This window comes from Amycolatopsis mediterranei (assembly GCF_026017845.1).
GTDB classification, from domain to species: domain Bacteria; phylum Actinomycetota; class Actinomycetes; order Mycobacteriales; family Pseudonocardiaceae; genus Amycolatopsis; species Amycolatopsis mediterranei.
Genome location: NZ_CP100416.1, coordinates 7,635,042 through 7,661,608, shown reverse-complemented (window position 1 = coordinate 7,661,608; position 26,567 = coordinate 7,635,042). Strand labels below are relative to the sequence as shown.

The 26,567-nt window shown below is 71.3% G+C and carries 28 protein-coding genes and 1 riboswitch; of the genes, 13 read left to right on the top strand and 15 right to left on the bottom strand.

Going from position 1 to position 26,567, the window contains the following annotated elements:
• The first annotated feature begins 3 nt into the window (after positions 1-3).
• From ISP_RS34320 to ISP_RS34310, 3 genes are all read left to right on the top strand, one after another.
• Positions 4-861, top strand: a complete 858-nt coding sequence (locus tag ISP_RS34320; RefSeq protein ID WP_013228466.1) for a DegV family protein — start codon at positions 4-6, stop codon at positions 859-861.
• A 136-nt stretch (positions 862-997) separates the two neighbouring features.
• Positions 998-1,708 carry a ComEA family DNA-binding protein gene (locus ISP_RS34315; RefSeq protein ID WP_013228465.1) on the top strand — a complete coding sequence of 237 codons (711 nt, stop codon included), beginning with the start codon at positions 998-1,000 and terminating at the stop codon, positions 1,706-1,708.
• A 550-nt stretch (positions 1,709-2,258) separates the two neighbouring features.
• Entirely contained in the window at positions 2,259-4,625 is a 2,367-nt protein-coding gene (locus ISP_RS34310; protein WP_013228464.1) for a ComEC/Rec2 family competence protein, read from the top strand.
• A gap of 12 nt (positions 4,626-4,637) precedes the next feature.
• Here the strand turns inward: ISP_RS34310 and ISP_RS34305 are convergent, their stop codons facing one another.
• Both ISP_RS34305 and thrC read right to left on the bottom strand, forming a co-directional pair.
• Positions 4,638-5,144 carry a DUF4231 domain-containing protein gene (locus ISP_RS34305; protein WP_013228463.1) on the bottom strand — a complete coding sequence of 169 codons (507 nt, stop codon included), beginning with the start codon at positions 5,142-5,144 and terminating at the stop codon, positions 4,638-4,640.
• Positions 5,145-5,267: 123 nt separating this feature from the next.
• Entirely contained in the window at positions 5,268-6,533 is a 1,266-nt protein-coding gene (gene thrC / locus ISP_RS34300) for a threonine synthase (RefSeq protein ID WP_013228462.1), read from the bottom strand.
• 13 nt (positions 6,534-6,546) lie between these two features.
• Positions 6,547-6,680, bottom strand: a riboswitch (SAM riboswitch).
• Positions 6,681-6,826: 146 nt separating this feature from the next.
• On the opposite strand from thrC, the gene holA reads away from it, so the two are divergent.
• Positions 6,827-7,807: a DNA polymerase III subunit delta gene (gene holA / locus ISP_RS34295; protein ID WP_013228461.1), complete on the top strand. Its 981-nt coding sequence runs from the start codon at positions 6,827-6,829 to the stop codon at positions 7,805-7,807.
• 232 nt (positions 7,808-8,039) lie between these two features.
• Here holA and rpsT read toward each other — a convergent pair whose 3' ends face one another.
• Positions 8,040-8,300: a 30S ribosomal protein S20 gene (rpsT, locus tag ISP_RS34290; protein ID WP_013228460.1), complete on the bottom strand. Its 261-nt coding sequence runs from the start codon at positions 8,298-8,300 to the stop codon at positions 8,040-8,042.
• A gap of 332 nt (positions 8,301-8,632) precedes the next feature.
• Between rpsT and ISP_RS34285 the strand changes: the two genes are divergently transcribed.
• Together ISP_RS34285 and ISP_RS34280 are read left to right on the top strand one after the other, a co-directional pair.
• Entirely contained in the window at positions 8,633-9,496 is an 864-nt protein-coding gene (locus ISP_RS34285) for an EamA family transporter (RefSeq protein WP_176742057.1), read from the top strand.
• A gap of 23 nt (positions 9,497-9,519) precedes the next feature.
• On the top strand, positions 9,520-9,894 hold the full coding sequence (locus tag ISP_RS34280; protein WP_013228458.1) for a VOC family protein: 375 nt from the start codon (positions 9,520-9,522) through the stop codon (positions 9,892-9,894).
• Here ISP_RS34280 and ISP_RS34275 read toward each other — a convergent pair.
• A complete protein-coding gene (locus tag ISP_RS34275) occupies positions 9,891-10,511 on the bottom strand; it encodes a class I SAM-dependent methyltransferase (RefSeq protein ID WP_013228457.1) in 621 nt (206 codons plus the stop codon). The two genes, ISP_RS34280 and ISP_RS34275, sit on opposite strands and share 4 nt — an antisense overlap.
• 115 nt (positions 10,512-10,626) lie before the next feature.
• Here ISP_RS34275 and lepA point away from each other — a divergent pair, with 115 nt between their 5' ends.
• Both lepA and ISP_RS34265 read left to right on the top strand, forming a co-directional pair.
• Positions 10,627-12,477 (top strand): translation elongation factor 4, encoded by a 1,851-nt coding sequence (gene lepA, locus ISP_RS34270; RefSeq protein WP_013228456.1) that lies wholly within the window; start codon positions 10,627-10,629, stop codon positions 12,475-12,477.
• A 150-nt stretch (positions 12,478-12,627) separates the two neighbouring features.
• Positions 12,628-13,197, top strand: a complete 570-nt coding sequence (locus ISP_RS34265; RefSeq protein ID WP_013228455.1) for a Uma2 family endonuclease — start codon at positions 12,628-12,630, stop codon at positions 13,195-13,197.
• A 6-nt stretch (positions 13,198-13,203) separates the two neighbouring features.
• On the opposite strand, the gene ISP_RS34260 is transcribed toward ISP_RS34265, so the two are convergent.
• The 5 genes from ISP_RS34260 to ISP_RS34240 all read right to left on the bottom strand — a co-directional run bounded on the left by ISP_RS34260 (position 13,204) and on the right by ISP_RS34240 (position 17,793).
• The gene (locus ISP_RS34260; RefSeq protein ID WP_013228454.1) at positions 13,204-13,785 is read right to left on the bottom strand and encodes a hypothetical protein; all 582 of its coding nucleotides are present in this window, start codon (positions 13,783-13,785) and stop codon (positions 13,204-13,206) included.
• A gap of 27 nt (positions 13,786-13,812) precedes the next feature.
• The gene (locus ISP_RS34255; RefSeq protein ID WP_013228453.1) at positions 13,813-14,259 is read right to left on the bottom strand and encodes a pyridoxamine 5'-phosphate oxidase family protein; all 447 of its coding nucleotides are present in this window, start codon (positions 14,257-14,259) and stop codon (positions 13,813-13,815) included.
• Between the two features lie 40 nt (positions 14,260-14,299).
• Positions 14,300-14,710: an HIT family protein gene (locus tag ISP_RS34250; protein ID WP_230468493.1), complete on the bottom strand. Its 411-nt coding sequence runs from the start codon at positions 14,708-14,710 to the stop codon at positions 14,300-14,302.
• Between the two features lie 24 nt (positions 14,711-14,734).
• Positions 14,735-15,961 (bottom strand): pentapeptide repeat-containing protein, encoded by a 1,227-nt coding sequence (locus tag ISP_RS34245; protein WP_013228451.1) that lies wholly within the window; start codon positions 15,959-15,961, stop codon positions 14,735-14,737.
• A 71-nt stretch (positions 15,962-16,032) separates the two neighbouring features.
• A complete protein-coding gene (locus tag ISP_RS34240; RefSeq protein WP_013228450.1) occupies positions 16,033-17,793 on the bottom strand; it encodes a family 20 glycosylhydrolase in 1,761 nt (586 codons plus the stop codon).
• A gap of 120 nt (positions 17,794-17,913) precedes the next feature.
• Between ISP_RS34240 and ISP_RS34235 the strand changes: the two genes are divergently transcribed.
• Both ISP_RS34235 and ISP_RS34230 read left to right on the top strand, forming a co-directional pair.
• Positions 17,914-18,423, top strand: a complete 510-nt coding sequence (locus tag ISP_RS34235; protein WP_013228449.1) for a MarR family winged helix-turn-helix transcriptional regulator — start codon at positions 17,914-17,916, stop codon at positions 18,421-18,423.
• Positions 18,424-18,514: 91 nt separating this feature from the next.
• On the top strand, positions 18,515-19,564 hold the full coding sequence (locus ISP_RS34230; protein ID WP_013228448.1) for an NAD(P)H-dependent flavin oxidoreductase: 1,050 nt from the start codon (positions 18,515-18,517) through the stop codon (positions 19,562-19,564).
• On the opposite strand, the gene ISP_RS34225 is transcribed toward ISP_RS34230, so the two are convergent.
• The 3 genes from ISP_RS34225 to ISP_RS34215 form a co-directional block, all read right to left on the bottom strand.
• Complete coding sequence (locus ISP_RS34225) at positions 19,561-21,003, bottom strand: amino acid permease (RefSeq protein WP_200876237.1); 1,443 nt, start codon at positions 21,001-21,003, stop codon at positions 19,561-19,563. The genes ISP_RS34230 and ISP_RS34225 overlap by 4 nt on opposite strands.
• A 90-nt stretch (positions 21,004-21,093) precedes the next feature.
• Positions 21,094-22,134: an alpha/beta hydrolase gene (locus ISP_RS34220; protein WP_013228446.1), complete on the bottom strand. Its 1,041-nt coding sequence runs from the start codon at positions 22,132-22,134 to the stop codon at positions 21,094-21,096.
• Between the two features lie 136 nt (positions 22,135-22,270).
• Positions 22,271-23,236, bottom strand: a complete 966-nt coding sequence (locus tag ISP_RS34215; protein WP_013228445.1) for a quinone oxidoreductase family protein — start codon at positions 23,234-23,236, stop codon at positions 22,271-22,273.
• 59 nt (positions 23,237-23,295) lie between these two features.
• Here ISP_RS34215 and ISP_RS34210 point away from each other — a divergent pair, with 59 nt between their 5' ends.
• From ISP_RS34210 to ISP_RS34200, 3 genes are read left to right on the top strand one after another with little or no spacing between them, the layout of a single operon-like run.
• On the top strand, positions 23,296-23,496 hold the full coding sequence (locus ISP_RS34210; protein WP_013228444.1) for a hypothetical protein: 201 nt from the start codon (positions 23,296-23,298) through the stop codon (positions 23,494-23,496).
• A gap of 11 nt (positions 23,497-23,507) precedes the next feature.
• The gene (locus tag ISP_RS34205; RefSeq protein WP_013228443.1) at positions 23,508-23,972 is read left to right on the top strand and encodes a guanyl-specific ribonuclease; all 465 of its coding nucleotides are present in this window, start codon (positions 23,508-23,510) and stop codon (positions 23,970-23,972) included.
• Positions 23,969-24,340: a barstar family protein gene (locus tag ISP_RS34200; protein WP_013228442.1), complete on the top strand. Its 372-nt coding sequence runs from the start codon at positions 23,969-23,971 to the stop codon at positions 24,338-24,340. Before ISP_RS34205 ends, ISP_RS34200 begins: the two co-directional genes overlap by 4 nt.
• 18 nt (positions 24,341-24,358) lie before the next feature.
• On the opposite strand, the gene ISP_RS34195 is transcribed toward ISP_RS34200, so the two are convergent.
• The 3 genes from ISP_RS34195 to ISP_RS34185 are packed head-to-tail and all read right to left on the bottom strand — an operon-like array spanning position 24,359 to position 26,342.
• Positions 24,359-25,126, bottom strand: a complete 768-nt coding sequence (locus tag ISP_RS34195) for an enoyl-CoA hydratase family protein (RefSeq protein ID WP_013228441.1) — start codon at positions 25,124-25,126, stop codon at positions 24,359-24,361.
• 38 nt (positions 25,127-25,164) lie between these two features.
• Positions 25,165-25,668: a DUF3291 domain-containing protein gene (locus tag ISP_RS34190; RefSeq protein ID WP_013228440.1), complete on the bottom strand. Its 504-nt coding sequence runs from the start codon at positions 25,666-25,668 to the stop codon at positions 25,165-25,167.
• A 44-nt stretch (positions 25,669-25,712) separates the two neighbouring features.
• Entirely contained in the window at positions 25,713-26,342 is a 630-nt protein-coding gene (locus ISP_RS34185; protein WP_013228439.1) for a cyclase, read from the bottom strand.
• Positions 26,343-26,567: the final 225 nt, after the last annotated feature.

Sequence of the window (26,567 nt, the reverse complement as noted above, 5' to 3'; positions counted from 1 at the left end):
GGCGTGTCGGTCGCCGTAGTCACGGATTCCACCGCCCACCTGCCGGAGGGCTTCGCCGAACGGCACGCGGTCCGGGTGGTGCCCCTGCACGTCCTGGTCGACGGCGTGGTTTCCCTCGACGGCGTCGAGACCGGACCGGCGGCCGTCGCGGAGGCCATGAAGCAGCGGAAGATCGTCACGACGTCGCGGCCGACGCCCACCGAGTTCGTCAAGGAGTACCAGGCGGCGTTCGCCGACGGCGCCGACGCGATCGTGTCGGTGCACCTGTCACGCGAGCTGTCGGGCACCTGGGAAGCGGCGGTGCTCGCGGCGCAGGAGGTGGGGCCGGACCGGGTCCGCGTCGTCGACTCGCGGACCACCGCGATGGGCCTCGGGTTCGCCGCACTGCACGCCGCTTCGGCCGCCTCCGCCGGAGCTTCGGCGGCCGACGTCGAGGCCGCCGCGGTGACGGCGGCCGGCTGCTCGTCGACGTTGTTCGTCGTGGAAACCCTGGACCACCTGCGCCGCGGCGGCCGGATCGGCCCGGCGGCGGCGCTGCTGGGCACGGCGCTGGCGGTGAAGCCGGTGCTGCACATGTCCGAGGGCCGGATCCTGCCGCTGGAGAAGGTCCGCACGATGAACCGGGCGATCGCGCGCCTGGTCGAGCTCGCGGCCCAGGCGGCGGCCGAGGACGACGTCGAGCTCGCCGTCCACCACCTCGCGTCGCCGGAGCGGGCGGTCGAGCTGGCGAACCGGCTCGAGGAGGCCGTGCCGCGCTCGGCGGGCTGCGTGGTTTCCGAGCTGGGGGCGGTGATCGGGGCGCACACGGGTCCCGGCGTGCTGGGGGTCGTCGTCCAGCGGACGGTCTTGCCCCGAAGCTAGCGCCCGTACCACGGGCGGACGACGGAACCGGCCGCTCCCGGGCTCGGTCCCGGAAACCATCCACAACACCCCGGTTGTCCACAGGAAGCGACGCCACCCCTGTCGGACCCTCCCCGCGGGCCCTAACGTCGATCGTGTGTTCGAGCAGTCCGCCCGGGATCCGGGCTCTCCCGTCAACGACCGGCTCTCCTGGCTGGCCGACCAGCTGTCGCCCGATGCGAGCACGGTCGGCCCGGGCGGCCGGTTGATCCGGCGCTGGCTGCCGGGTGGACCGGCCGGTACCGGCCGCCGCTGGGCACTGGCCGGCGTCCTCGCAGCGGTCGTGGTGATCATCCTCGGCGCGGTCGCCCTCGTGGGCGGCGGTCCGGCGCCCGAGCCACCGCCCGCGCTGCCCAGCGCCAGACCGGCGGCGGAGGCGCGCGCCGCGCCACCGGCGGGTCTGGTGATCAGCGTGATCGGCCGTGTCCGGTCGCCGGGCCTGGTCACGGTGCCCCAGGGCGCCCGGGTGGCGGACGTGCTGCGAGCGGTGGGCGGCCCCGAGCCGGGAGCGGACATGGGCGCACTGAACCTGGCCCGCAAGGTAACGGACGGCGAGCAGCTGGCGGTCGGCATCCCGGCGCCGCCGGCAGCTCCGGACGCCCCGCAGGCCGACGCAAAGGTCGACCTCAACACGGCAACGGCGGACCAGCTGGACACGCTCCCCGGAGTAGGCGCGGTGATGGCCAAGCGCATCGTCCAGTGGCGCACCGACCACGGCGGCTTCACCAAGGTCGAGCAGCTGCGCGACGTCGATGGCATCGGAGAAAGCAAGTTCCAGAAACTGCGGGAGAAGGTGACGGTCGGATGAGCGCCTTCCCGGTGACCGCCACCCGCCTGGCCCGCGCAGCGTGGGCGACGGCTGGCCCACTCGTCGCGGGAGGGGCCGCGATCGGTCTGGCGCCTTTCCAGTGGCCGCGACCCGGTGGGCCCGGGCGGCATAGGCGCTGGCTGGTCGCCTGTCGCGGGAGGGGTGGCGGCCGGGCGAGCGTGTTTCCGGTGGCCGCGGCCCGGCCGGTCCGGTCAGCGTTGGCGCAGGCCGAAGTGCTCGTCGCGGGACGGGGCGCGATCGGGCGAGGCTTTTCCCGATGGCGGCTACCTGGCTGGCTGCAGTCAGTGCCCGCGAAATGGGGCGAGTTCGGTCGCTGTGGCCGCACCCACCTGGTCCGGGCGGCGCAGGCCGGCCCGCTTGTCGCGGGAGAAATGGCAATCGGGCGAGGTTTCCCGACGGCACAGACGAAAGCGAGTTCGGATGCGGAAGCAGGTGAAGCTCGGATGAGTACTCCCCTCGTAACCAATACCGGGCTGGCAGCGGCACGCGCGGGCAAGTTCGCTCGCCAACGAGACCAGGCGGCCCTCGGATGAGCACTGTCACCGACACCCGGCAGGACATGCGGCTCGTCCCAGCAGCAGCGGCCTGCTGGCTGGCGGCATTGGCCGGCCTGCTGCTCGGCTGGTGGACGGCCGTCGCCACCGGACTCGCCGCGGCGGTGCTGGCCGGACTGGTGCTGTGGCGGGCCCGCGGCCGGCCCCGGGCCCGCGACGCGGCGGCAGCCCTGCTGATCCTGGGCCTCCTCGCCGCCGGCCCGATCTCCTGGCGAATCCGCGAAGCCCAAAGCGACGAACTTCGCGCCTCTGCCGCAGAAGGGCTGCCGGCGGCGTTGCGGGTCGTCGTCGCCGAACGCCCGAAACCCGTGCGCAGCGCGGGGTACGCCGACCGGCAAGCCGGTGCCCGGTCCGTCGTCCTCGCCGCCGACGTGCGCACAGCATCGGTCGACGGACGGCCGGTCTCCTCCGCCGGCCGCGTCCTGCTGCTGGCTCCGGTCGAGCAGTGGGCGTCGCTGCTACCGGGCCAAGAGGTGACTGCGAACGGCCTGCTGATGCCGCCACGCGGTTCGGACCTGACCGCCGCGGTGCTGTCGGTGCGCGGCCCGCCGGGCGCGCCCGGCCCGGCGCCGTGGTGGCAGCGGGCGGCCGCCGGGCTGCGCACCGGTCTCCACGACCTGTGCCAGGTCCTGCCGGAGGAACCCGCGGGCCTGCTCCCGGGACTGGTACTGGGCGACACGAGCGCGTTGTCCCCGCGCGTCGAGCAGGAGTTCGTCTCCGCGGGCCTCACGCACCTCACCGCGGTCAGCGGCGGCAACCTCGCGGTGATCTGCGGGGCGGTACTGCTCCTGTTGCGCCTGCTCCGGCTCGGACCCCGGCTGTCGGCCGCGGCGGCCGGGACGTGCCTGGCCGGGTTCCTCGTCCTCGTCGGCCCGGAGCCGAGCGTGCTGCGCGCGGGTGTCATGGCGGCCGTGGCGCTCCTGGCGCTGGCGCTGGGCCGCCGCGGTTCGGCGCTGCCCGCGCTGGCCTTCGCGGTGTGCTTGCTGGTGGTGGCGGATCCGGCGATGGCCACGGACTTCGGCTTCGCGCTGTCGGTGTGCGCCACCGGCGGGCTGGTCCTGCTCGCGCCCCGCTGGGCCGATGCCCTGGTCCGCCGCGGGATCCCGCCTGGGTTCGCGGAAGGACTGGCGATCCCGCTGGCGGCTTTCCTGGTGACGGCGCCGGTGCTCGCGGGCATGGCGGGTTCCGTGAGCCTGGTTTCGGTGCTGACCAACGTCCTCGCCGCGCCCGTGGTGGCCCCGGCGACGGTGCTCGGCGTGCTGGCGACGGTCACCGGCCCGTGGTGGCCGGGCGCCGGGAAGGTCCTGGTGCACCTGGCCGACCCGGAGGCCCGGTGGCTGATCACCGTCGCCCGGCACGGCGCGCGAGCGCCGGGCGCGGTCATCGCCTGGCCCGGTGGCTGGGTGGGCGGTCTCCTGGCCGCCGCCGTCCTCGTGGTGCTGGTGCTCGCGGTCCGGCTACGGCGGGTGCGGGTGCTGATGGCGGTGCTCGTCGCCGGCGCGCTGCTGGTTTTCGTGCCGGTCCGGGTGCTGGCGCCGGCGTGGCCGCCGCGGAACTGGGCGATGGTCGAATGCGACGTCGGCCAGGGCGACGCCGTCGTGCTGGCGACCGCCGAGCCGGGACGGGCGGTCGTTGTGGACGCCGGACCCGAGCCGGGGCCGGTCGACGAGTGCCTGCACCGGCTGGCGGTCGACCGGATCCCGCTGCTGGTGCTGAGCCACCTGCACGCCGACCACATCGGCGGCCTCGCTTCGGTCTTCGACGGCCGCGCGGTCGGCGCGATCGCCGTCGGCCCGGGGCGGTCGCCCGGGTGGGCGTGGCGCCAGGTGGCTACCGAGGCCGCCCGGCGGGCGGTGCCGCTGGTGGAGCTGAATCCGGGTGAGCGGCTGGCCTGGCCAGGCCTGGCGCTCGACGTCCTGGGCCCGCGCTACGTACCGGCCCGCTCGGACGGGCCACAGGACGGCACGACGATCAACAACAGCTCGGTGGTGCTCCGAGCGCAGACCACGGCGGGCCGGGTCCTGCTGACCGGCGACGTCGAACTGGCCGCGCAGGCAGACCTGCTGGCCGACATCGGAGATCTGAAGGCGGAGGTGTTGAAGGTGCCGCACCACGGCAGCCGCTACTCGCTGCCGTCGTTCCTCGCGGCGGTGGCCCCACAGGTGGCCTTGGTCAGCGTGGGCGCGGGAAACACGTACGGGCACCCCAGCAAGTCCACAATGGACACTTTGGCTGCGCTCGGCGCGCGGGTGACTCGGACGGATGTCGACGGAGACACGGCAGTGGTCACCGGAACGGCGATAGTCCGCCGAGGTGAGCCGCGCGGGCCGCCCCGCCGGTGACCAGGAGGGCCGTCATTCGACGGGCTTCCGCGGAGTCTCGTGGCTTTGGCGGCCGCGTTCGACGCTCATCCGACGTCGAGCCCACTGCTGCCCACCCTCGTCCGACAGGGTTTCGACCCGGGCAACCAGCACTTGGACAGCGTCCGCGCGATCGTAAGGCGGTGACGAATGGAGGAACAATGCGGCTTCACGCTCGATCGCGTAGCCGATCTGGCTGTGCTCCACCCAGTTCTCGTGCAGCCCGAAGGTGGTCCGGATCCCGGTGGCGATCAGGACGAACGCGCCCAGAGCGGCGATGACGACAGAGTCGAGATGGGCAGCGGCGGCCACCGGAATCGCGGCCGAACCGGCGAGAGCGGCGATTTCGATGACCGCGTATCTCAGCCGGTCTCGCCGGGATCCCTTCTTGTACCACTGCCACTTCGCGACAACTGTCACCGGCAGCTGCTGGCCGTCACGCTCGGCAGTGATCATCCAATGCGTGCCGAGATCGCCGGACGTGTCCGCAGCCCACCGCATACCCCGAACCTCCGCGAACGAGTCGATCCACTGGTGGATGCCGACCTTAACGGCCCAGAAGTGCGGAAGGGGGTATTGCCGTTCGGGGGCGAGCCGCCTCGCCCGCCCCCGAACGGCTGATGATCAGTAGCCGAGGGCCTTGTTCACGGCTGCGGCCGAGGGCGGCAGGGTCGCCTTGGGGCCGACGTGGTTCTCGATCGCGTCGAGGGTCTTGAGGCCGTCGCCGGTGATGAGCAGCACGGTCTCGGCGTCCGGGTCCAGCTTGCCCGTCTCGACCAGCTTCTTTGCCGTGGCGACGGTGACCCCGCCGGCCGTCTCGGTGAAGATGCCTTCGGTGCGGGCCAGCAGGCGGATGCCCTCGACGACCTCTTCGTCGGAGACGTCCTCGATCGCGCCGCCGGTGCGGTTGACGATGTCGAGCACGTACGGGCCGTCGGCCGGGTTGCCGATCGCCAGCGAGCGGGCGATCGTGTCCGGCTTCACCGGCTGGACCACGTCCTGGCCGGCGCGGAACGCGGCCGACACCGGCGAGCAGCCGGTGGCCTGCGCGCCGAACACCTTGTACGGGCTGGCGTCCACGAGACCGAGCTGCCCCAGCTCACGGAAACCCTTGTCCACCTTGGTCAGCTGCGAACCGGAGGCGATCGGCACGACGATCTGCGGCGGGATGCGCCAGCCGAGCTGCTCGGCGACCTCGAAGGCCAGCGTCTTCGAGCCCTCCGAGTAGTACGGCCGGACGTTCACGTTGACGAACGCCCACTTCGGGTGCTCGCCGGCGAGCTCGGTGGCGAGGCGGTTGACGTCGTCGTAGTTACCGTCGATGGCGATGAGGTCGCCGTCGTACACCGCGGTGGTGAGGATCTTGGCGCGCTCGAGAGACTTGGGGATCAGCACGACCGACCGCCAGCCGGCGCGGGCCGCGGCGGCGGCCGTCGCGTTGGCCAGGTTGCCGGTCGAGGGACACGCGAGCACCTCGAAACCGAACTCGCGGGCCGCGGCCAGCGCGACGGCGACGACGCGGTCCTTGAACGAGTGCGTCGGGTTGCCGGTGTCGTCCTTGACCCACACGCGCTTGAGGCCGAGTTCCTTGGCGAGGCGGTCGGCGCGGACCAGGCGCGTCGCGCCCGGCTCGGTGTTCGGGATCTCTTCGACGTTGGACGGAACGGGAAGGAGTTTCTTGTAGCGCCAGATGTTCTTGGGGCCGGCTTCGATGTCTTCGCGGCGGACGCGGCCGAAGTCGTAGGCGACCTCGAGCGGTGAGAAGTCTTCGGCGGAGACGAACTCCGGAGCGAGCGGCTGCCGGTGGCCCTCTTCCTTCGACACCAGCTCGACGGCGGGTCCGAGATCCGGGGTCTTGGTGGTGGAGGTCGTGCCGAGGGTGGCGGTCATCGCGAGGTTCCTTTCCTCATCTGCCCCGCCGAAGCGGGCCGGAATTGGCACCGTGGTCGTCAGCTATCCCGCGATCGCGGGATGACAGGCTGTACGCCGGTTGCCGGGGCTTCGTCGGGCCGTTCCCTCTGCCCCTCTGGATGAGCGGTATTCAGTTGTCGGTGCGCGCACGCCGGAGATCCGGGGCGGGCTGCCTCGGCTACACCGTACGACATCGCGCTCGGGCCGTGCCACGGTGGCCGCTCGACATCACCGGAGCGGGCGCACCGGAGCACGAGTGAGAGGATTCCCGGGTGACCGCGCAAGCCACCGCCCCGGCCCCGCTGCAGCTGGTGCTGGGTGAGGAAGAACTGCTGATCGAGCGGGCCGTCCGCGAGACGCTCGCCGCCGCCCGCGTGATGGACGCGACCGCCGAGCTGACCCGGGTCCGGGTGTCCGATCTCACAGCGCCCGAGCTGGCCGAGCTGGTCAGCCCGTCGCTGTTCAGCGAAGGCCGGGTGATCGTCCTGGAGTCGGCGCAGGACATCTCGCAGGAGCTGGCCGACGCCGTCGCGGCTTACCTGAAGGACCCCGCCGACGGGGTGGTGCTCGTCGTCGTGCACACCGGTGGCGGCCGCAGCAAGGCGGGCAAGTCGCTGCCGACGGCGCTGAAGAAGGCCGGCGCCGAGATCACCGAGTGCCCGAGACTGACCAAGCCGGCCGAGCGGGAGCAGTTCGTGCGCCACGAGGTGCGCCGGGTGGGCGGCAAGATCGACCCGGCGGGGGTCGCCGCCCTGCTCGACGCCGTGGGCTCCGACCTGCGGGAACTCTCTTCGGCGGCGACGCAGCTGGTCGCGGACACGGGCGGCACGGTCGACGCCGACGCGGTCCGCCGCTACCACCGCGGCCGTGCCGACGTCACCGGCTTCGCGGTCGCGGAGAAGGCGGTCAGCGGCGACCGTGCGGCGGCGCTGGAGTCGCTGCGCTGGGCGATGCAGCTGGGTGTCCCGCACGTCCTGGTCGCCGACGCGCTGGCCGACGCGGTCCGGACGATCGCCCGGGTCTCCGGCGCGGGCCGGGGCAACCCGAATCAGCTTGCGGGCGAGCTGGGCATGCCGCCGTGGAAGATCCGCAAGGCACAGGGGCAGTCCCGCGGCTGGAACCCCGACGGTCTCGCGACGGCGATGCGCGTGGTCGCGCGACTGAACGCCGAGGTCAAGGGCGTGGCGGCGGACCCGGGCTACGCGCTGGAGCGCGCGGTCCTCGAGGTGGCGGCGGCCAAGGGCGACCGCTGACCGCGGCCGGGCCCGGACACGAAGCCTGGATGCAACGGGCCTGGACGCGAAGGGCCTGGACACGAGGCCCGGATGCAACGGGCCTGGACGCGAAGGGCCGACGCAAGAGCCCGGGCGCGAAGGGCCCAGACGCGAAGCTCGACGCGAAGCCTGGACGCGAAGAGTCTGATGCGAAGTCCGGACATGAAGAAGGCCCCGGCCGAAGCCGGGGCCTGCTCAGAAATCAACCAGCTCAGAGCGCGTTGACGCGCTTGGCCAGCGCCGACTTCTTGTTGGCGGCCTGGTTGGCGTGGATGACGCCCTTCGAGACGGCCTTGTCCAGCTTCTGGGCGGCGTCGCGCTGCAGCTCGACGGCCTTGGCCTTGTCGCCGGCCTCGGCGGCTTCGCGGACCTTGCGGATCGCGGTCTTCACCGAGGACCGGATCGCCTGGTTGCGCTGACGCGCCTTCTCGTTCGTCGTGATGCGCTTGATCTGCGACTTGATGTTGGCCATAGGGCAACTCCTGTTTCACTCGGTGAGATTCGCCGCCGCGCTGAAGTGGCCCCGCTCCGAAAAGCAGGTTTCCTCCATGACGGAATGCCGCACGGGCAGCGAGCGACCACTCTAACAGCCGGGCCGCCGGCATCCGGAGCCGGGAGTACCGTGGGCGACGGCAGTGCCTAGGGTTCCGTCGCCGGTCCGTGCCGCCCGCACCACACAACCAGGACCGGTGGGCCTGGTCCGAGCGGCACCATCGGCGGGCCCGGACGGCCGGTCGTTCATCTGACGGGGCAAAAGCCTGGAGGACCGGGGTGTTCGCGCGCGCGAACACCCGAAGGGGTCCCCTGAACGCCACCGCCTTGTCCCTTGTCCTCGCCGCCGCCGTCATGCACGCCGCCTGGAACCTGGTGGCCAAGCGCATCTCCTCCGGTGGCACCCAGTTCGTCTGGCTCTACTACACGGCCGGCGCCATCCTGCTGCTTCCGGTCACGGTCGTGCTGCTCGTCGTCGGCCACCACCGTCCACAGTGGAGCTGGCTGCTCGCCGCCGCGGTCACCGCCGTCCTGCACATCGGCTACGGCGTCGTGCTGCAGCACGGGTACCGCGTCGGGGATCTCTCCGTCGTCTACCCCGTCGCGCGCGGCACCGGGCCGTTGCTGTCGGTGCTGGCCGCCGTCCTGGTGCTCGGCGAGCGGCCCGGTCCGCTCGGCCTGCTCGGTGCGTTCCTGGTCGTCGCCGGGGTGCTGGTGATCAGCACCGGCCGCACGGCGGGCGACCCCGGCGCGGTGAAAGCCGGGATCCTCCACGGCCTGCTGACCGGGGCCGTCATCGCCGGCTACACGCTCTGGGACGCGCACTCGGTGACCGGCCTCGGCGTGCCCCCGGTCGTCTACTTCGGCCTCGGCTCGGTCCTGCAGAGCGTGCTGCTCGTGCCCGGCGCCCTGGCCGATCGCGCCGAAGTGACGCGGATCTGGCGCGAACAGCGCCGCGAGGTCGTGCTCGTCGCGGTCCTGTCGCCGATCGCCTACATCCTCGTGCTGTTCGCCCTCACCATGGCGCCGGTCAGCCTGGTCGCGCCCGCCCGGGAGCTGAGCATCGTGTTCGGCGGGCTCGCCGCGTGGCTGGTCCTGGGCGAGCGTGACGCCGGGCGGCGGCTGGCCGGGTCGGTGATCGTGCTGTCCGGCGTCGCCGCGATTGCGGCCGCCTGAGCCCGTCCGGTAGGGATGGTCGGATGGAGATCCTGAAGAGCCGGCTGCTGATCCGCCCGCGGGACGTCGCCGCGTCCACGGCGTTCTACCGCGACACCCTCGGCCTGGCCGTGGAGCGGGAATTCCCGGGTGGCACCGTGTTCTTCCTCGGCCACGGCTCCCTGGAGGTCTCCGGGGCGGGTGAGACGGGCTCGTCGCCCGATCTGGTGCTCTGGCTGCAGGTCCGGGACCTCGCCGGCACCTTGGCCGACCTCAAGGCGAAGGGCCTGGAGCCGGTGCAGGACGCCCAGCGGATGCCGTGGGGCCTCGACGAGGCCTGGATCGCCGATCCGGACGGCACGCGCATCGTGCTGGTCGAGGTGCCCGAGGGCCACCCGATCCGCACGGACACCCGCTAGACGGGCTTGACGGCGCGCAGCTGCGCGGCGAGCGCGGCGAACCCCGGCGGCTCCCAGGTCCAGGTCTGCAGGTCGGCGAAGCCCGCGGCGGCGGCTTCGTCGGCCAGGACGTGCCTGCTCACGGGCAGCCACTTCTCGTGCGCGGACAGCAGCAGCCGGCCACCGGGGCGCAGCACCCGGAACAGCTCCTCGAACCCAGCCGCGCGGTCTTCCCACAGCATGACGTTGTTCACGCTCAGGACCACGTCGACGGACTCGCCGGGCTCGCCGGTGTGCGCCGCCGACCCCTCGCGCAGCTCGGCCCGGTCGCCGCAGCGCTCGTGACACAACGTGAGCATTTCCAGGGAGGGGTCGACGCCGACGGCGCGCCCGGCCAGGCGCGCGGCGGCGTCCAGGCCGACGCCGGGGCCGGGGCCGACGACCAGGACGGTCTCGCCGGGCTCGATCTTCGCCAGGTCGACGACGCGGTGTTCGGTGGCGGCGTTGCCACGGGCCATGACCCAGCCGCCGAGGCGGCCGAGCGCGCCGGAGGGGTGACCGAACGTCCGGTCGAGGACGCGGGCGAAGCCGCTGGTCTCCGGCGGGGGAGGGGGCGCCGGCTGGTGCGGAGTACTCATACTTCGAGGGCACCACGGATCGGGAAACCCCGCATCGGGGATGACCCCCACCCGCACCCGGAGGGCCATGGGACCATACAGGTGGCCATCCCCGACTTTCCGAGGACTCATTCGAGTGACAGCGCTCAACAAGTTCGCCGACACCACCTTCACGCCTCCGGAGCTCATCCGGAACTTCTGCATCATCGCGCACATCGACCACGGCAAGTCCACCCTGGCCGACCGCATGCTGCAGCTCACCGGCGTCGTGGAAGAGCGGGCCATGCGCGCTCAGTACCTCGACCGGATGGACATCGAACGCGAGCGCGGCATCACGATCAAGGCGCAGAACGTCCGGCTGCCCTGGCAGGTCGAGGGGCAGGACCACGTCCTGCACATGATCGACACCCCCGGCCACGTCGACTTCACCTACGAGGTCTCCCGGGCCCTGGAGGCGTGCGAAGGCGCCGTCCTGCTGGTCGACGCCGCGCAGGGCATCGAGGCGCAGACGCTGGCCAACCTGTACCTCGCGCTCGAGAACAACCTCCAGATCATCCCGGTGCTCAACAAGATCGACCTGCCTTCGGCCGACCCCGACAAGTACGCGGGTGAGCTCGCCCACATCATCGGCTGCGAGCCCGAGGAGGTCCTGCGGGTCTCGGCCAAGACCGGCATGGGCGTCGGCGAGCTGCTCGACGCCGTCGTGAAGCAGGTCCCGGCGCCGCAGGGCGACGCCGACGCGCCCGCCCGCGCGATGATCTTCGACTCGGTCTACGACACCTACCGCGGCGTCGTCACCTACATCCGCGTGGTCGACGGCAAGATCACCCCGCGCGAGCGCATCAAGATGATGTCCACCGGCGCCACCCACGAGCTGCTGGAAGTCGGCATCATCTCGCCGGAGCCCAAGGCCAGCAAGGGCCTCGGCGTCGGGGAGGTCGGCTACCTGATCACCGGCGTGAAGGACGTCCGGCAGTCCAAGGTCGGCGACACCGTGACGTCGGAGCGCCACGGCGCCAAGGAAGCGCTGGCGGGCTACCGCGAGCCGAAGCCGATGGTCTACTCGGGCCTGTATCCGGTGGACGGGTCGGACTACCCCGAGCTGCGCGAGGCGCTGGACAAGCTCCAGCTGAACGACGCCGCGCTCGACTACGAGCCCGAGACGTCGGTGGCCCTGGGCTTCGGCTTCCGCTGCGGCTTCCTCGGCCTGCTGCACCTGGAGATCACGCGCGACCGGCTCGAGCGCGAATTCGGCCTCGACCTGATCTCGACGGCGCCGAACGTGGTCTACGACGTGGTGCTGGACGACGGCAAGGAAATCCACGTCACCAACCCGTCGGACTGGCCGACCGGGAGCAAGATCGACAAGGTGCTCGAGCCGGTCAGCAAGGTCAGCATCCTGGCGCCGTCCGAATTCATCGGCACGATCATGGAGCTGTGCCAGAACAAGCGCGGTCAGCTGCTCGGCATGGACTACCTGTCCGAGGACCGGGTCGAGCTGCGCTACAACATGCCGCTGGGCGAGATCATCTTCGACTTCTTCGACACGCTGAAGTCGCGTACGCGCGGCTACGCGTCGCTGGACTACGAAGAGGCCGGTACGCAGGCGGCGGACCTGGTCAAGGTGGACATCCTGCTGCAGGGCGAGGGCGTGGACGCGTTCTCGGCGATCGTGCACAAGGACGACGCCTACAACTACGGCAACCGCATGGTGAACCGGCTTCGCGAGCTGATCCCGCGGCAGAACTTCGAGGTGCCCATCCAGGCCGCCATCGGCGCCCGGATCATCGCCCGCGAAACGATCCGCGCCATCCGCAAGGACGTGCTCGCCAAGTGCTACGGCGGTGACATCTCGCGGAAGCGGAAACTGCTGGAGAAGCAGAAGGAAGGCAAGAAGCGGATGAAGACCGTCGGCCGGGTCGAGGTCCCGCAGGAGGCTTTCGTCGCCGCACTGTCCACTGAGGACTCCGGGAAGAACAAGAAGTAAGCTGTTCCATTGATGTGACTGTTTTTATGGTGTGACAGTGGCGCCCATATTCACGCTTCCGCGTGGATATGGGCGCCGAACCCGTGTTCGATGTGGTTTCCGTCGGTGCTCTCTGGTTTCCTCTGGTGCGAAGAGCGAAAGGAGAGCACCATGACGGCCATGGCAGACATCGAGCATCCCGCCGATTCGGGCCCCCTGACGGTGCGCGACATCGAGGGGATCCCGTTCGATGGCCGACGCTACGAACTCATCGACGGGGTGCTCATCGTGAGCCCCGCGCCGGGACTCAGACACCAGAAAATCGCATACCGGCTCTATGGCGTGCTGGAAGCTGCGTGCCCGCCCGATTTCGAGGTGGTCGGCGCGCCGTTCGCTGTGCACTCGGGTGACAAGATCGAGCTACAGCCGGACGTCCTGGTCGGCCGGGACGAGGACTTCACGGACAAGGATCTCCCGGCGCCACCGGTGCTGGCCGTCGAAGTTCTGTCGCCCAGCACGGCGATCTACGACTTGAACCTCAAGAAGGCGGTCTACGAGCGGCTCGGAACCGGCAGCTACTGGGTGATCGACCCGGAGGAGCCCGCGCTGACCGTGTTCGAGCTGGACGCGGAGGGCCACTACCAGCAGGTCGCCAAGGCGGCGGGCGACGAAGAGCTCGAGCTCGAACGGCCGTTCCCGGTGCGGATCGTGCCCCGCGAGTTGCTGGGCCGGCTCGGCTGAGCCCGGTCAGTGGCGCCGGAGCCGAGGGGCGCCGCGGAGCTGGGCGTGCAGCTGCCGGTGGCGCAGTTCCTTCCGGAGCCGGTCGAGCACGGCGTCGAACAGGGCCGGGGTGAGGATCGCCGTCTGCTCGAACTGTCTTCGCTCGGGCGGTGCCGGCCGCAACTTGCTTCGCGGCGCGTAGCGCTGCACCGAACTCTCGACGCCGCCGCCGGTGACCAAGTCGACCCAGAGGGCGTCGCGCAGGTAGCCGTCGCCGAAGCGGGCCGAACGCCGCACGGTCACCTCCGCGATCTCCGGCCAGGGGACCAGACGGGTGCTGAGCGTGCCCGCCGGCAGGCGGATGCCCTCGTCGCCGATGGTGAGGTCGCGCAGGCCCTCGAAGCCGCGCTTGAGGTCGCGGGCCCGGGAGACGCGGTAGGCCAGGACGGCGGCGAGCACGGTCGCCGCGTACGCACCACCGATCAGCCACGGCGAGAGGCCGCGCACCAGCCCGGTGGCGAGCGCCGCGCCGAACCCGGCGTCGGCGACGACGAGCAAGCCGACGAGGACCTTGACCGGCGTGGTCACGCGGGGCGGGGACTCGGACAACGGGACGACTCCTGGGGCCGGAAAGGGTCAGGGATTGCCGATTATCCGGTCTGCCCGGATGAACACCGCGACCCGCCGCTCTTCGGCCATGACGCGGTCGTACTCGGCCCAGTCGTCGTGGGTGCCGGTGGCGGCGATGAAGACGTCACGCAGCAGCTGCGGCAGGCCGGCGGGGTCGAACGCGGGGTCGGGATCGTCGGGCCCGATGAGGTGGGTGGCACCGGTGACGGAGAGCCAGTTCCAGCCGCGCCGGAAGGTGACGGTGGCGTGCCCGGCCCGTCGCAGCAGGAGGAGCTTGTGCGCTTTGCCGACGGCGACGTAGGCCACACCCGGGGCACCGGTCACCGGATCGTCGAGGACACCGACGTTGACGACGGAGGCGTGCACGGTGCCGTCCGCCCGCGTCGTGGCGACGGTGGCGAGGCCGTGCTCCTGCAGCGACAGCGTGCGAACCTGCTCCAGATCTGCGCTCATGCCCCAACCTAACCCGCCGCACGGGCCGCCCGTCCGGAATTCACCGCACGAAGTGCGCCGATAACCGTCCGCACAGGAGATCGACGTCCGCGCGAGGCGCCCCGGGCCAGTCGACGTCCATCCAGCCGACCTTGGCGGGCGTGCCGAGGTGTCGCACGAAGACGTGCTGGTGAAAGTGGGCAATGCCCCGCCCGGCGATGGCCGAGTGCACGGACTCGGGCTCGAGCTCGGCCTGCAGGGCGCGAGCTGCCACCCAGGCGGCCCGCGCGACACCCAGCGCCTCGGCTTCGGTGAGCCCGTCGAGGTGCGCCACATGCCGCCGGGTCTCGACGAAGAGGTAGCCGGGAAAGTCACCGGGCCGATGACTGACGACGACGAGCTCATCGGCCCAGACGACCGGCCCCACCAGGGGACCTTCACCGCGGTGCTTGGCGCAGATCGGGCACGGCATGGCCGCAGGGTAGCGCGCCGGCGGTCAGGCCGAGGGCTGATCGGCGGGAGGCCAGACGTGGCCGGCGGCCTCATCCGCCACCCGGACGTGTTCGAGGACGACGTTCCGTTCGAAGGTCGCGGCGGCGAAGGAGACGGTGCCGCCGAACTCGGCGCCGTCCGGATGGGGTACGCCGTCGATCGTGCGCACGCCGCCGAACAAGGCCTCGTCGCGAAACACGGCTTCGTCGAACGTGGCGCCGTTGTGGAAGACCGCTCCCCGGAACAGCGCCGAGCCGTGGAAGCGGGCCCGCTTGAAGTTCGCGGATCGGTGGAACTCGCTGCCGCCGAAGATGGCGTAGCCGGTGAATTCGACGTCCTCGAAGCGGGTCCAGCCGGCGAACCGCGCGCCGCCGAACCGGGCGTTGCCGACCCGGCAACCGCGGAAGTCGAAGTGGCACAGGAGAGCGCCCGTCAGGTTGAGGGTGATTCCGGGCCAGAACTCCGGACGCGGCACGCCGGGAGAGTCGCCGGGGTAGAGGTGGCCGGCCAGGATGCGCTGGGCCGTTGCGCGCACCTCGAGCTCCTGGTCGCTCGCGTGCCCGTCGGTGCTGTCCGCCGCGTCGTCACCCGAACCGGGGGCGCGCAACGACGACCAGCGTGGCAGCCGGGGCCCGGTGGGCAGCGCGTACGGCAGCCGGAGGTAGGCGCAGAGGAGGTTGACGATCGTCTGCCGCTGGTCCGGCGTGTTCTGCGCCAGCCGCTCCAGCGCGTAGAGACCGGCCAGCCGGATCGGTGTCTTCTCGGCGCCCAGCTGGTCCGCGGCCTTGGTGTAGAGCTCGGTGATCCGCCGTTCCGCCGCGTCGACCCGCGCGTCCTCGGCCAGCCGCCGCTGGTGCGCGGCGTTGTCCGAGGCCACCTGCTCGACGTGCTTTTGGGCGTGTTCCCGCTGGGCGAGCTCCTGCTCCTTCCGGCGGAGTTCGAGCTCGCCCAAGCGCTGCCGTCGCGCGGCCAGCACGAGCGCGACGGCGCCGCCCGCGCCGAGGACCACGTTCCCGGTCGCGCGGAAGACTTCCAGCTGCGCCTGGTCTGCCGGGGTGCCGGCGCCGAAGAGCGCCAGCAACAGCCAGAGCGTGCCGACCGCGACCACGACGACGATCAGCCCGGCGAACACGATGGCCCGCGTGGTGAGCACCTTGCCCAGGCGCTCGCCGCGAAGGCCGGCCGGCTCGGTGGTCGCTTCGCCGGCCGGTCGTGCGGGTGGTTTGCTCACCGGTCGACTGTGCCACGCCCGGGGCGGGCGCCGGAACCGGTTCGTGCCGGGCCGCCCCGGGATAGAGGCGCTCAGCAAGCGCCGTTGTCGGTCCACACTCCCCACTGGCCCGTCGTTCCCGGCTCCTCGCCCTGCGTCCACCACTTCGCCGTCCACTTGTGGCCGTTGTGGGACACCACGTTTCCGCCCGTGTACACCTGCGCCGCGGTCCACGCCGGGTCTGTGCACGTCCCGGGGTTCGTCGTCCCGCCCGTGTCCCAGGCGATCTGCGACGACCGGTAGAAGTTGATGCCCTGCGCCACCCAGCGGGGCGCCTGGGCACCCAGCCGGGTCCGGAACGCCGTCCAGTCGTGCGTCGACCACGGTGACCAGCCCAGCTCCGCGTGCGCGGCCAACCGGGGGAACGCCAGGTAGTCGATGTCCGACGGCGTCACCACCGTTTCCGTCCACAGTGGAGACTCCACGCCACGGACCGCCGATTCGCCCACGCCCGACAGGTACGCTCCCGGGTTCCAGCCGTACGCGTCCTGGACCTCGATGTAGCCCGCCCACGACAACCCGATGGGCGTCGAGCTGTTGTACTTCATGTCCAGGTACGCCTTGTTCGCCGGCGACAGGATCACCTTGCTACCGCGGGAAACCGCCGTCGACACCCCCGCGTCGGACGTGGAAGTCCCCCAGAACTGCGGGGACGCCGAAGCCGGCAACGCCGCCTTGGCGATGTCGTGCCAGCCCACCACCGTTTTGCCCGTGGCCGCCACCAGGGGCAGGACTTTGCTGGCGAACGTCAGGTAGTCGGCCGCCGACGTCGACGACGCTTCGTCGCCGCCGATGTGGATGGACGGGCCCGGGGTCAGGGCCGCCAGCTCGCGCAGGACGTCCGCGATGAACGTGTACGTGATGTCCTTCGAGATGCACAACGAGCTGTAGCCGACCGCCGTGTCCGTGCGCAGGGCCGGGGCCACTCCGTTGCAGTTCAGCTCGGCGTACGACGCCAGGGCCGCGTTCACGTGTCCCGGCATGTCGATCTCCGGGATGATCGTGATGTGGCGCGAAGCGGCGTAGTTCACGATGTCCGTGTACTGCGCCTTCGTGTAGTAGCCACCCGCGCCGCCGCCGACCTGGGTGCTGCCGCCGTAGGTCGTCAGGCGGGGCCAGCTGTCGATCTGGATGCGCCAGCCCTGGTCGTCCGCCAGGTGCAGGTGCAGGCTGTTGATCTTGTACTGCGCCAGCTGGTCGAGGTACCGCTTGACCGTCGGCACCGGGTGGAAGTGGCGGGCGACGTCGAGCATCGCGCCGCGGTAGCCGAAGCGCGGGGAGTCCACGATCGTCGCCCCCGGGATGCTCCACGGGCCCTGCTGGGCCGTCGGGCTTTCCACGCGGCCCGGCAACAGCTGCCGCAACGTCTGGACGCCCGCGAAGAGCCCGTCCGCGGTGGTGGCCCGCACGGTGACCGACGACGCCGTCGACACCAGCTGGTAGCCCTGGGCGCCGACGGTCGCGGGGGCGCCGCTGAGCACCAGCGCGATGCTGTCGGAGGGGACCGACGCGGGCGCGTCGGACACCGGCAGCGCGAAGCCGGTCGACGGCCGCAGCACCCCGGCCAGGTAGTCGCCGACCTGCCGGGCCGGCGCCGAACCGGCTTCGGTGACGATCTTCGTCGTCGAGACCAGCGGGAACGCGACCCCGGCCGCCGGGGTCACCGAGACCGGCACCGGCACGATCGACTGCAACGCCGGCGTGGCCGCGGCGGCCGGCGTGAGCTGTGCGGCGGTCGTACCGGCGCCGACCAGGGCCAGTACGGCGAGGGCGCGGCCGAGGCGTCGCACCAAGGGACTCTGCACCGGGGGACCTCCTGGCGGGAAGGGCGCGACCTCGCCGTCGCACCTGCCCGGATCGTTGCACTTCCGGCGCCGATGGTCTAGACCAAACTGGGTGGTTAAGCTCGCGGCGTGACGCGGGATTTCGCGCCGGGGTCGCCGTTCGCGCTGCTCTCGGACACCGAGACGGCCGCCTGGTACGCCTACATGAAGGTGCACCTCCGGCTGGAGTACGAACTGAACCGGCAATTGCGCGCCGACAGCGGGATCTCGCTCGCCGACTACCACGTCCTGGTCGCCCTGACGAGCGCCTCCGGTGGCCGGATGCGGGTCACCGACCTCGCGATCCGCATCGGCTGGGAGCGCAGCAGGCTGTCGCATCACCTGAAGCGGATGCGGGACCGCGGGCTCGTCGAGACCGGGACGGCCGCCGACGATCGCCGGGTCACCGAGGTGGTGCTATCCGAAGCCGGCCGGGAATCGTTGCGGCAGGCGGCGCCGGACCACGTCGGGTTCGTGCGGCAGGCGTTCCTGGACGCGCTCGAGCCCGGTGAGCTGGCACAGCTGACGACCCTGCTCGACCGGGTCTACGACACGCTGGTCGAGCACGGCACCCTGCCGCGGCCGGAGGACCACCCCTGACAGTTGCGTGACATGTCACCTAATATGGTCGCGAGACCAGGAGGACGCGATGGCGACGGTGGCTGCCCGCCTGAGTACTACGCTCGGTGGCATGTTCGACGAGCTGACGTTCCCGGTCGTCGCCGCGCCGATGGCCGGCGGTCCCACCACCCCGGAGCTGGTCGCCGCGGTGTCCGAGGCCGGTGGCTTCGGCTTCCTCTCCGCCGGCATGCTCACCCCCGCCGCGCTGGCCGCACAGATCGACCGCACCGCCGAGCTCACCGGGCGGCCGTTCGGCGTCAACCTGTTCGTCCCGCAACCGGACACCGGCGCCGACGTCTCCGGCCACCGAGCCCGGCTGGAAGCGTTCGCGCGCGAGTACGACGTCGAGCTCGGCGAGCCGAAGTGGGACGACGACGCGTACCCGGCGAAGCTGGACATCGTGCTCGAGAAGCGGATCCCCGTGGTGTCGTTCACCTTCGGGCCGCCCTCGCCGTCGGACGTCCTCCGGCTCCACGACGCCGGCGCGAAGGTCGTCGTCACCGTGACCACCCCGGAGGCCGCCCGCCGGGCCGCCGATCTGGGCGCCGACGCGCTCGTCCTGCAGGGCTTCGAAGCGGGCGGCCACCGGAGCCTGTTCACCGACGACCCGCGCCTGCCCGGCGGCGGCGCGGAATACGGCGTTCTGGCCCTCCTCCGGCTCGTCGCCGCCCGCGTGGACTTGCCGCTGATCGCCGCGGGCGGGCTGGTGCACGGGGCCGACGTCGCCGCCGTGCTCGCCGCCGGGGCCGTCGCCGCCCAGCTCGGCACGGTCTTCCTGCGTGCGGACGAAGCCGGGACGTCGGAGGCGCACCGCAAGGCGCTCGCCCTCGCCGAACGCGAGACGGCGTTCACCCGGGCCTTCAGCGGGCGTCCGGCGCGGGGCCTGGTCAACAAGTTCATGGACGCCCTCTCCGAAGGGGCGCCGGCCGCGTATCCGCAGCTCAACCACCTGGCCGGGCCGGTACGCAAGGCGTCGGCGAAGGCCGGGGACCCGGAAGCGATCTCGCTGTGGGCGGGCCAGACCTACCCGCTCGCCTACGACGCCTCGGCCGCCGTGATCATCGAGCGGCTGAAGGTCGAGGCGCGCGACGCGACCGCGCGCCTCGACCGGATCCGCTAGCTGCTCGTGCGGTTCAGCAGCGAGTGCCGCCGGCCGTAGAGGAAGTAGACGACCAGGCCGATCACGAACCAGACACCGAACCGGATCCAGGTCGCCGGCTGCAGGAACGTGATCAGCCACAGCGAGAACACGACGCCGATCGCCGGCACCACCGGCATGCCCGGTGTCTTGAACGTCCGGGGCAGGTCCGGCTGCTTGTAGCGCAGCACGATCACCGCGACGCAGACGACGACGAACGCCAGCAGGATGCCGATGTTCGTCAGCTCGGCCGCCTCGCCGATCGGCAGCACCCCGGCGATGATCGCGGACGCGCCGCCGAGGATCCACGTCATCCGGCTGGGCACCTGGCGCTTCGGGTCGGTCTTGCCGAACCACGGCGGCAGCAGGCCGTCACGGCTCATCGAGTAGCCGACGCGGGTGGCGCCCATCAGGAACGTGAACAGCACCGTCAGGATGCCGATGATGGCACCGATCGCGATCACCGTGGCCAGGCCGGAGAGACCGACCGACTTGAACGCCGTCGAGAACCCGCTCTTCGGATCGATCTCGGTGTACTTCTGCATGCCGGTCAGCACCAGGCAGGCCAGCACGTACAGCACCATGGAGATGGCCAGCGAGTACAGGATCGCCTTCGGCATGTGCCGCTGGGCGTCCTTCGATTCCTCCGCCGCGGTGCTCATGGCGTCGTAGCCGAAGACCGCGAAGAACACGGTCGCCGCGCCGGTCACCGCGCCGCCGAAGCCGGCCGGGGCGAACGGCGTGTAATTGCCGGTCTTGACGTAGAAGAAGCCGACCAGGATGACCACCAGCACGATCAGCACCTTGATCCCGACCATCGCCGTCTCGAACCGGGCAGCGCTGCGGATGCCGCGGTTGAGCAGGTACGCGATCAGCAGGCACAGCAGCGCGGCGAAGAGGTCCACCTTGTGGCCCGGCCCGGTGCCGGGCGCGCCCAGCATCCACGCGGGCAGGTCGAGGCCGAGCTGGCCGAGCAGGAAGCTGAAGTAGCCCGAGATGCCGATCGCCACCACCGCCACGATCGCGGTGTACTCCAGCAGCAGGTCCCAGCCGATGAACCAGCCGACGATCTCGCCGAGCACCGCGTAGCCGTAGGTGTAGGCCGAACCGGCCTTCGGGATCAAGCCGGCGAACTCCGCGTAGGAGAACGCCGCCGCGGCGCTGGCGACCCCGGCGATCAGGAACGAGATCAGCACGGCCGGGCCGACGCCCGGGATGCCCGCCGCGTCGTCGCCGTGCGCGACGCTGCCGGCGAGGGCGAAGATCCCGGCGCCGATGATGCCGCCGATGCCGATGGCGGTCAGCTGCCACAGCCCCAAGGTGCGTTGCAGGCCGCCGCTTTCGGCCGGGTCCTGGATCTGGTCGATCGGCTTGCGCCGGAAGATGCCGGAGCTCGAGCCCAAGCCTCCTGGAGCGGACATCGTCGCCTCCCGAACGGTCGGTGGATGGCCCGGATCACGGACCCTCGCGGGAACCTACCGCCAACCCGGCGCGCCGACAGCCTGAGCGCGTCAGCCCGCCGCGGTGTCCTCGCTGACGGCTTCCGGCGCCATCGCGGCCGCCCGCTTCGCCTGGGTGGTCCGGACCGCGCTCGCCGCGAAGTAGGTGAGCAGCTCCGCGACCTCCACCGGGTCGTCCAGCTGCGGGCAGTGCCCCCAGTCCTCGCGGACCAGCAGCCTGCTGTGCGGCACCAGCGTGTGCAGCTGCCGCCCGGACGCGGCGGTGACGAGCTTGTCCTTGCCGCACGCGACGACCAGCAGCGGGACCTCGACCGAATCGAGGCGGTAGGCGTCGGCGAGTTCCGCGACGAGCTGCCGGGCCTCTTCCAGCCGGCTCTTGGTCGCGCGGTAGTCCGGGAAGAGCGCGGTGAAGCGCTGCACCTGGGTCGCGTCGGCCGCGCCCGAGTCGGCGTACAGCAGCCGCGGGACGAGCTGCTCGGCGACCTTCCGCACCAGGAACCCCGGTACCGGGACGGGCAGGGACGAGTACAGCCGCAGCGGCAGCGGGTAGCGCGCCACCGCGCGGATCAGCCACGAATCGACGAAGCCCGGCGCGGCGATGGACACCACACCCGAGATCGGCAGGCGGCTGTTCTGCGCCGCGCGCAGGCTCATGGTGCCGCCGAGGGAGTTCCCGGCCAGCACGACCGAGCCGAGCACGGCCTGTTCGCGGACGACGGCGGTGGTGAACGCGTCGAGCTGCGGCAGCATCGGGCCCGGCCGCAGCGGCTGGGCGTCGCCGAACCCGGGCAGATCGACCGCGACCGCCGGGATCCCGGCGGCCGCGAGCTGCTTCAGGGCGGGGCGCCAGGTGTCGGCGCTGTCGCAGTAGCCGTGCAGCAGCACCAGCCGCGGTGCGGTGGACCGGACGTGCGGTGTGGCAGACCTGCGGCGCAGTGCGCGCCGCGGAACCTCCGGCTCGGGGACGGTGTCGCCGACCTCGAGCACGCGGGTGCGGACACCGGCGTAGCGCCGGAAGGAGACCCGGATCGGGTCCTCGTCACTGGGCCGGCCGCCCGGGACGGCCGGCGCGGGCCGCTTCGTTGCGGTCATGCTCCAAGATTACCTGGCCGGGGTGGGGTTTTGGTGGAATTTCGGTGCTAACGACCAGGTCTCGAACTGAACACGTGAAAGATTCACGAGATGCCGGGTTGGGCGGATCAAAGGGTCCGCCCAGCTCACGGCGGGTTTAGTGGGTGAAAACGATCTTGCCGGCGGTGTCCCCGTCGAGCATCGCCTGGAAGCCCTTTTGTGCCTCCGGAAATGTAAGTTCCGCGCCGATCTGCGGCCGGACGCCGGTCAGGTCCAGGTAGGCGAGCAGGTCCGTGAGCTCGTCGCGGGTGCCCATGGTCGAGCCGGCGACGCGCAGCTGGAGGAAGAAGACGCGCTGCAGCTCCGCGTGCGCGTCCGGGCCGCTGGTCGACCCTGAGACCACGATGATCCCGCCCGGCTTGAGCGATTTGACCGAGTGCGACCAGGTCGCCTTGCCGACGGTCTCGAACACGGCGTCGACGCGCTCGGGCAGCCGCGCGCCCGATTCGAACGCCTGGTGCGCCCCGAGGCTGGTGGCGAGGGCGCGCTTCTCCTCGGTGCGGCCGGTGACCCAGACCCGGAACCCGGCCGCGCGGCCGAGCTGGACCAGCGCCGTCGAGACGCCGCCGGAGGCACCCTGCACGAGCATCGTCTGCCCCGGCCGCAGCCCGGACTTCACGAAGAGCATTCGGTAGGCGGTGAGCCAGGCCGTGCCCATGGTGGCGGCTTCGGCGAAGCTGAGCGCTTCGGGCTTCGGGACGACGTTGCGGGCAGGCACGACGACCTGGTCGGCGAAGGTGCCCTGGTGCTTCTCGGTGAGCAGCGTGCGCTTCGGGTCGAGGGTGTCGTCGCCCTGCCAGCCCGGGGCGTTGATCACCGAGTGGATGACGACCTCGGAGCCGTCGTCGAGGATGCCCGCGCCGTCGCAGCCGAGGATCATCGGGAACTGCTCCGGCTTGATCCCCACCCCGCGCAGGGTCCAGAGGTCGTGCATGTTGAGGCTGGCCGCCTTGACGCGCACGCGGACCCAGCCGTCGGGCACTTCGGGTTCGGGGCGCTCGCCCACGACGAGCGAGTCCAGCGGGCTGTCGGCGTTGGGTTCCTGCGCGTACACGGCGAACATGCCCTGCAACGTACCGCCCCAGAAGCACCTCGGCAGCAGAGCGCGCGTAGGCTCACACTGTGTTCAACGGGCTTGCCGACTGGTGGGACGGGGTCGAGCTGTGGCTCGCTCAGGCCTGGTTCCCGGTGCAGTTCGTGCTGGTCATGGTGGTCGTCGTGCCGCTGTGCCTGGCCGCCGCCTGGGTGCTCGACAAGGTCGTCGGGCTGTTCGCCCGCCGGTTGACTCCGGGGCGTGACAACGACTCCGACGGGTCGGCATAGGCTCGCGCACCATGTTCAACCGAAGGCGGATCACCGCCGCGCTGATCGGGCTCCTCGTGCTGGTGCTGGGGGGCTGGCTGGTCAAGGACAACCTCGGCGGCGGCTCGCCGTCGGCCGCCCCGAGTACGTCGGCGAGCTCGTCCACCGCACCCGCCAAGGGCGGCGCCGCCGTGCCGGGCGCGGACTCCGGGCTGCCGGTGAAGGCGCTTTCCACGCTGCCGCCGCAGGCCTCGGACACGTGGAAGCTGATCGAGGCGGGCGGCCCGTACCCCTACCCGCGCAACGACGACGTCGTGTTCGAGAACCGCGAGAAGCGCTTGCCTGGTAAGAAATCCGGTTACTACCACGAGTACACGGTGAAGACGCCGGGCAGCGCCGACCGCGGCGCCCGGCGGCTGATCACCGGGCAGGCGCACGAGCTGTACTACACCGGCGACCACTACGCGTCGTTCGTCGTCGTGGACCCGGCCCGATGAGCGCCGCCGACGAGCAGGTGAAGGCCGCCGCGGAAGCGGCGTTCGCCCGCGGCGCGTACCCGCACCTGGTGAACTCCCGGCCGACCGTCGACAAGGCCAGCACGCTGACCGCCTTCGCCGAAGCACTGTCCTTTCCGGACTACTTCGGGCACAACCTCGACGCGCTCTACGACTGCCTGACCGACCTGTCGTGGCTGCCGCCGGGGGAGCACGTGCTGATCTGGCCGGGCTCGGACGCGTTGCGCAAGGCCGAACCCAAGACGTACCTGGCCATCCGCAGCGTGCTTTCGGACGCGCAGCGAGCACTCGGCCCGAGCGGCCGCAGTGCCGGTTCGTGGCGGCTCACGGTCGTGCTGCCGGACGCCTGAGCCGCCACGCCGGTGGCTTCAGTCCTGCGGCACCCAGTTCGGCTTGCGCTTCTGGGCGAAGGCCAGGATGCCCTCCTGGCCTTCCTCGCCGGCGAAGAACTTCGCCGACAGCCCGAGCATCTCGTCGAAGCCGTCCGAGGGCGTGGCCGGGCGGGGACGGCTCAGCAGCGCCTTCGTCTCCGCCAGCGCCTTCGGGCCGCCCGCCGCCAGTGCCTTGACGTACCGTGTGACCTCGCCGTCGAGGTCGTCGGACGCCGAGTTCAGCAGGCCGATCTCGACCGCGCGGCGGGCGTCGAACGTGTCGCCGGTCAAGAACAGCTCGTGGGCCGCCCTGGGGTTGAGGCGCGGCAGGACCGTCAGGGAGATGATCGCCGGGACCACGCCGATGCGGACCTCGGAGAAGGCGAACGTCGCTTCCGGCACCGCCACGGCGATGTCGCAGGCCGCCACCATGCCGATGCCGCCGGCGCGGGCGGGGCCGGCCAGGCGGGCGACCACCGGCTTGGGGCTGGTCCACAGCTGCTCGAGAATGCGGGGGAACTCGTTCACGCCCTGCTCGCCCGCGCCCGCGCCGCGGGCCTCCTTGAGGTCCATCCCCGCGCAGAACACCGGCCCGGTGTGGGTCAGCACGATCACCCGCACGGCGTCGTCGGCGGCCGCCGCGGCCAGCGAGTCCGAGAGCTCGCGGCGCAGCTGCGCCGACAGCGCGTTGCGGTTGTGCGGGGAGTCCAGGGTGATCGTGGCGGTGCCGCCCACCACGTCGTAGTGCACCAGTTCGTCAGCCATGCCCGACACCTTTGCACATCCGCCGCGCGCGGCCGGTGTTACGCGGGGCACAGCCAATCGGGGTCACCCGCGTGTGCGGCGGCGGCCGGGGAGAAGTGCTGCTGCAGGGTGAACGCTTCGGGCGTCGGGCCGTAGACCCGCAGGTGCTTGATCTTCGCCTCGGCCTCCGCGGTGGTGGGCCGGTGGCCCGCGGGCACCCACCAGAGCGCGGTCATCACGTCCTGAACGCGGTGGAACCACTCGCGGCGGCGCTTGAGGATCGCCAGGTGCTCGCCGGAGAACACGAAGTCGGCCAGTGCTTCCACCGACGTCCACACGGACATGTTGACCAGGATCCCGGACGTGCCGCGCACGTCCCACTCGAAGGCGCGGATCGACGTCGCGTCGCCGTCTTCGGTCTGCAGCCGCCACACGAAGCCGGGCGCGTGGTCGGCGACCGCGTTGACCGGCTCCAGCGCGCCGACGAAGTCGCGGAAGGACTCGTCGTCGAGCGGTGCCTTCATCCGGCTGATGTTGACCTGGGCGAGTTCGAAGTTCCCCATGCGATCACCCTACGGGCGAAATCCCGCCCGTAGGGTGCCGCCGCTCAGCCGATGGTCGTCGTGGTGAAGACCGGGCTCGGGTTGGGGAAGCAGGCCGTCGGTGCGGTGAGGTCGCCGATGATCGTGCTCGCCACCGCCTTGAACGTCAGGCCCGGGTCGCTGTAGCTGGTGCCGCCCAGCTTCGTCTGGATCGTGCCCGACTGGCCCGCGGTCAGGTGCGCGGTGACGGTGGGCAGTTCGAACGTGGCGCCCCCGGCGATCGGGCCGGGGAAGCTCAGCGTGGCGACGCCGTTCGCGACGGAGAGGGCCGGCGGCGTCGAGCCGAGGCCGGAGCCGCCCGTCAGGTCCGCGCCGACGTACGACGAGTTGGCCGGGATCGGGATCTTGAGCGCGAAGGTGTTGATGTTCTTGACCTTGTTCCCGCTCACGGTGCTCGGCACGGTGTTCGGCGCGGGATCGATGACCACGTCGAACGCACCGCCGGGCGCGACCGTGGCGGGCGCGGTGACGTCCGCGTCCTGGTTCAGCGCCACCTTCTGCGGCCCGACGATGGGGGCGTCGGCCTGGCAGTCGAAGGTGACGCTGGTGGCCGCCGACGCCGGAGCGGCGAGGGCGATCGGGAGCACCGCGGCCGCGATCAGCGCGGCGAGCCGGGAGAAGTGAAGAGCTTTCATCTGTATCCACCTACCTGCGGTTTCACGAGGGGAGGAAGGAAAGCTGCGCAGCCGTTGAGATAGTTACCGGCAAGTTAAGCAGTGCGTCAAGGATTCACCGTTCCCATGCGCGCAGGGTCACCAGAAATGTGAATAAGACTCGCCTTTTGGCGGTGTTATGGTCGCCGCGAGGGGCGTTTGAGCACTTGGCGTGGTCAGAGCGTTCGCTCCGGTGTGTGCGACCCG

Coding starts and splice junctions, on each gene's coding strand:
- ISP_RS34310 (WP_013228464.1), top strand. CDS start 2,259: ATGAGCACTGTCACCGACACCCGGCAGGACATGCGGCTCGTCCCAGCA.
- ISP_RS34305 (WP_013228463.1), bottom strand. CDS start 5,144: ATGCGGTGGGCTGCGGACACGTCCGGCGATCTCGGCACGCATTGGATG.
- thrC (WP_013228462.1), bottom strand. CDS start 6,533: ATGACCGCCACCCTCGGCACGACCTCCACCACCAAGACCCCGGATCTC.
- rpsT (WP_013228460.1), bottom strand. CDS start 8,300: ATGGCCAACATCAAGTCGCAGATCAAGCGCATCACGACGAACGAGAAG.
- ISP_RS34280 (WP_013228458.1), top strand. CDS start 9,520: ATGGAGATCCTGAAGAGCCGGCTGCTGATCCGCCCGCGGGACGTCGCC.
- ISP_RS34275 (WP_013228457.1), bottom strand. CDS start 10,511: ATGAGTACTCCGCACCAGCCGGCGCCCCCTCCCCCGCCGGAGACCAGC.
- ISP_RS34265 (WP_013228455.1), top strand. CDS start 12,628: ATGACGGCCATGGCAGACATCGAGCATCCCGCCGATTCGGGCCCCCTG.
- ISP_RS34255 (WP_013228453.1), bottom strand. CDS start 14,259: ATGAGCGCAGATCTGGAGCAGGTTCGCACGCTGTCGCTGCAGGAGCAC.
- ISP_RS34250 (WP_230468493.1), bottom strand. CDS start 14,710: ATGCCGTGCCCGATCTGCGCCAAGCACCGCGGTGAAGGTCCCCTGGTG.
- ISP_RS34230 (WP_013228448.1), top strand. CDS start 18,515: ATGTTCGACGAGCTGACGTTCCCGGTCGTCGCCGCGCCGATGGCCGGC.
- ISP_RS34225 (WP_200876237.1), bottom strand. CDS start 21,003: ATGTCCGCTCCAGGAGGCTTGGGCTCGAGCTCCGGCATCTTCCGGCGC.
- ISP_RS34220 (WP_013228446.1), bottom strand. CDS start 22,134: ATGACCGCAACGAAGCGGCCCGCGCCGGCCGTCCCGGGCGGCCGGCCC.
- ISP_RS34215 (WP_013228445.1), bottom strand. CDS start 23,236: ATGTTCGCCGTGTACGCGCAGGAACCCAACGCCGACAGCCCGCTGGAC.
- ISP_RS34205 (WP_013228443.1), top strand. CDS start 23,508: ATGTTCAACCGAAGGCGGATCACCGCCGCGCTGATCGGGCTCCTCGTG.
- ISP_RS34200 (WP_013228442.1), top strand. CDS start 23,969: ATGAGCGCCGCCGACGAGCAGGTGAAGGCCGCCGCGGAAGCGGCGTTC.
- ISP_RS34195 (WP_013228441.1), bottom strand. CDS start 25,126: ATGGCTGACGAACTGGTGCACTACGACGTGGTGGGCGGCACCGCCACG.
- ISP_RS34190 (WP_013228440.1), bottom strand. CDS start 25,668: ATGGGGAACTTCGAACTCGCCCAGGTCAACATCAGCCGGATGAAGGCA.
- ISP_RS34185 (WP_013228439.1), bottom strand. CDS start 26,342: ATGAAAGCTCTTCACTTCTCCCGGCTCGCCGCGCTGATCGCGGCCGCG.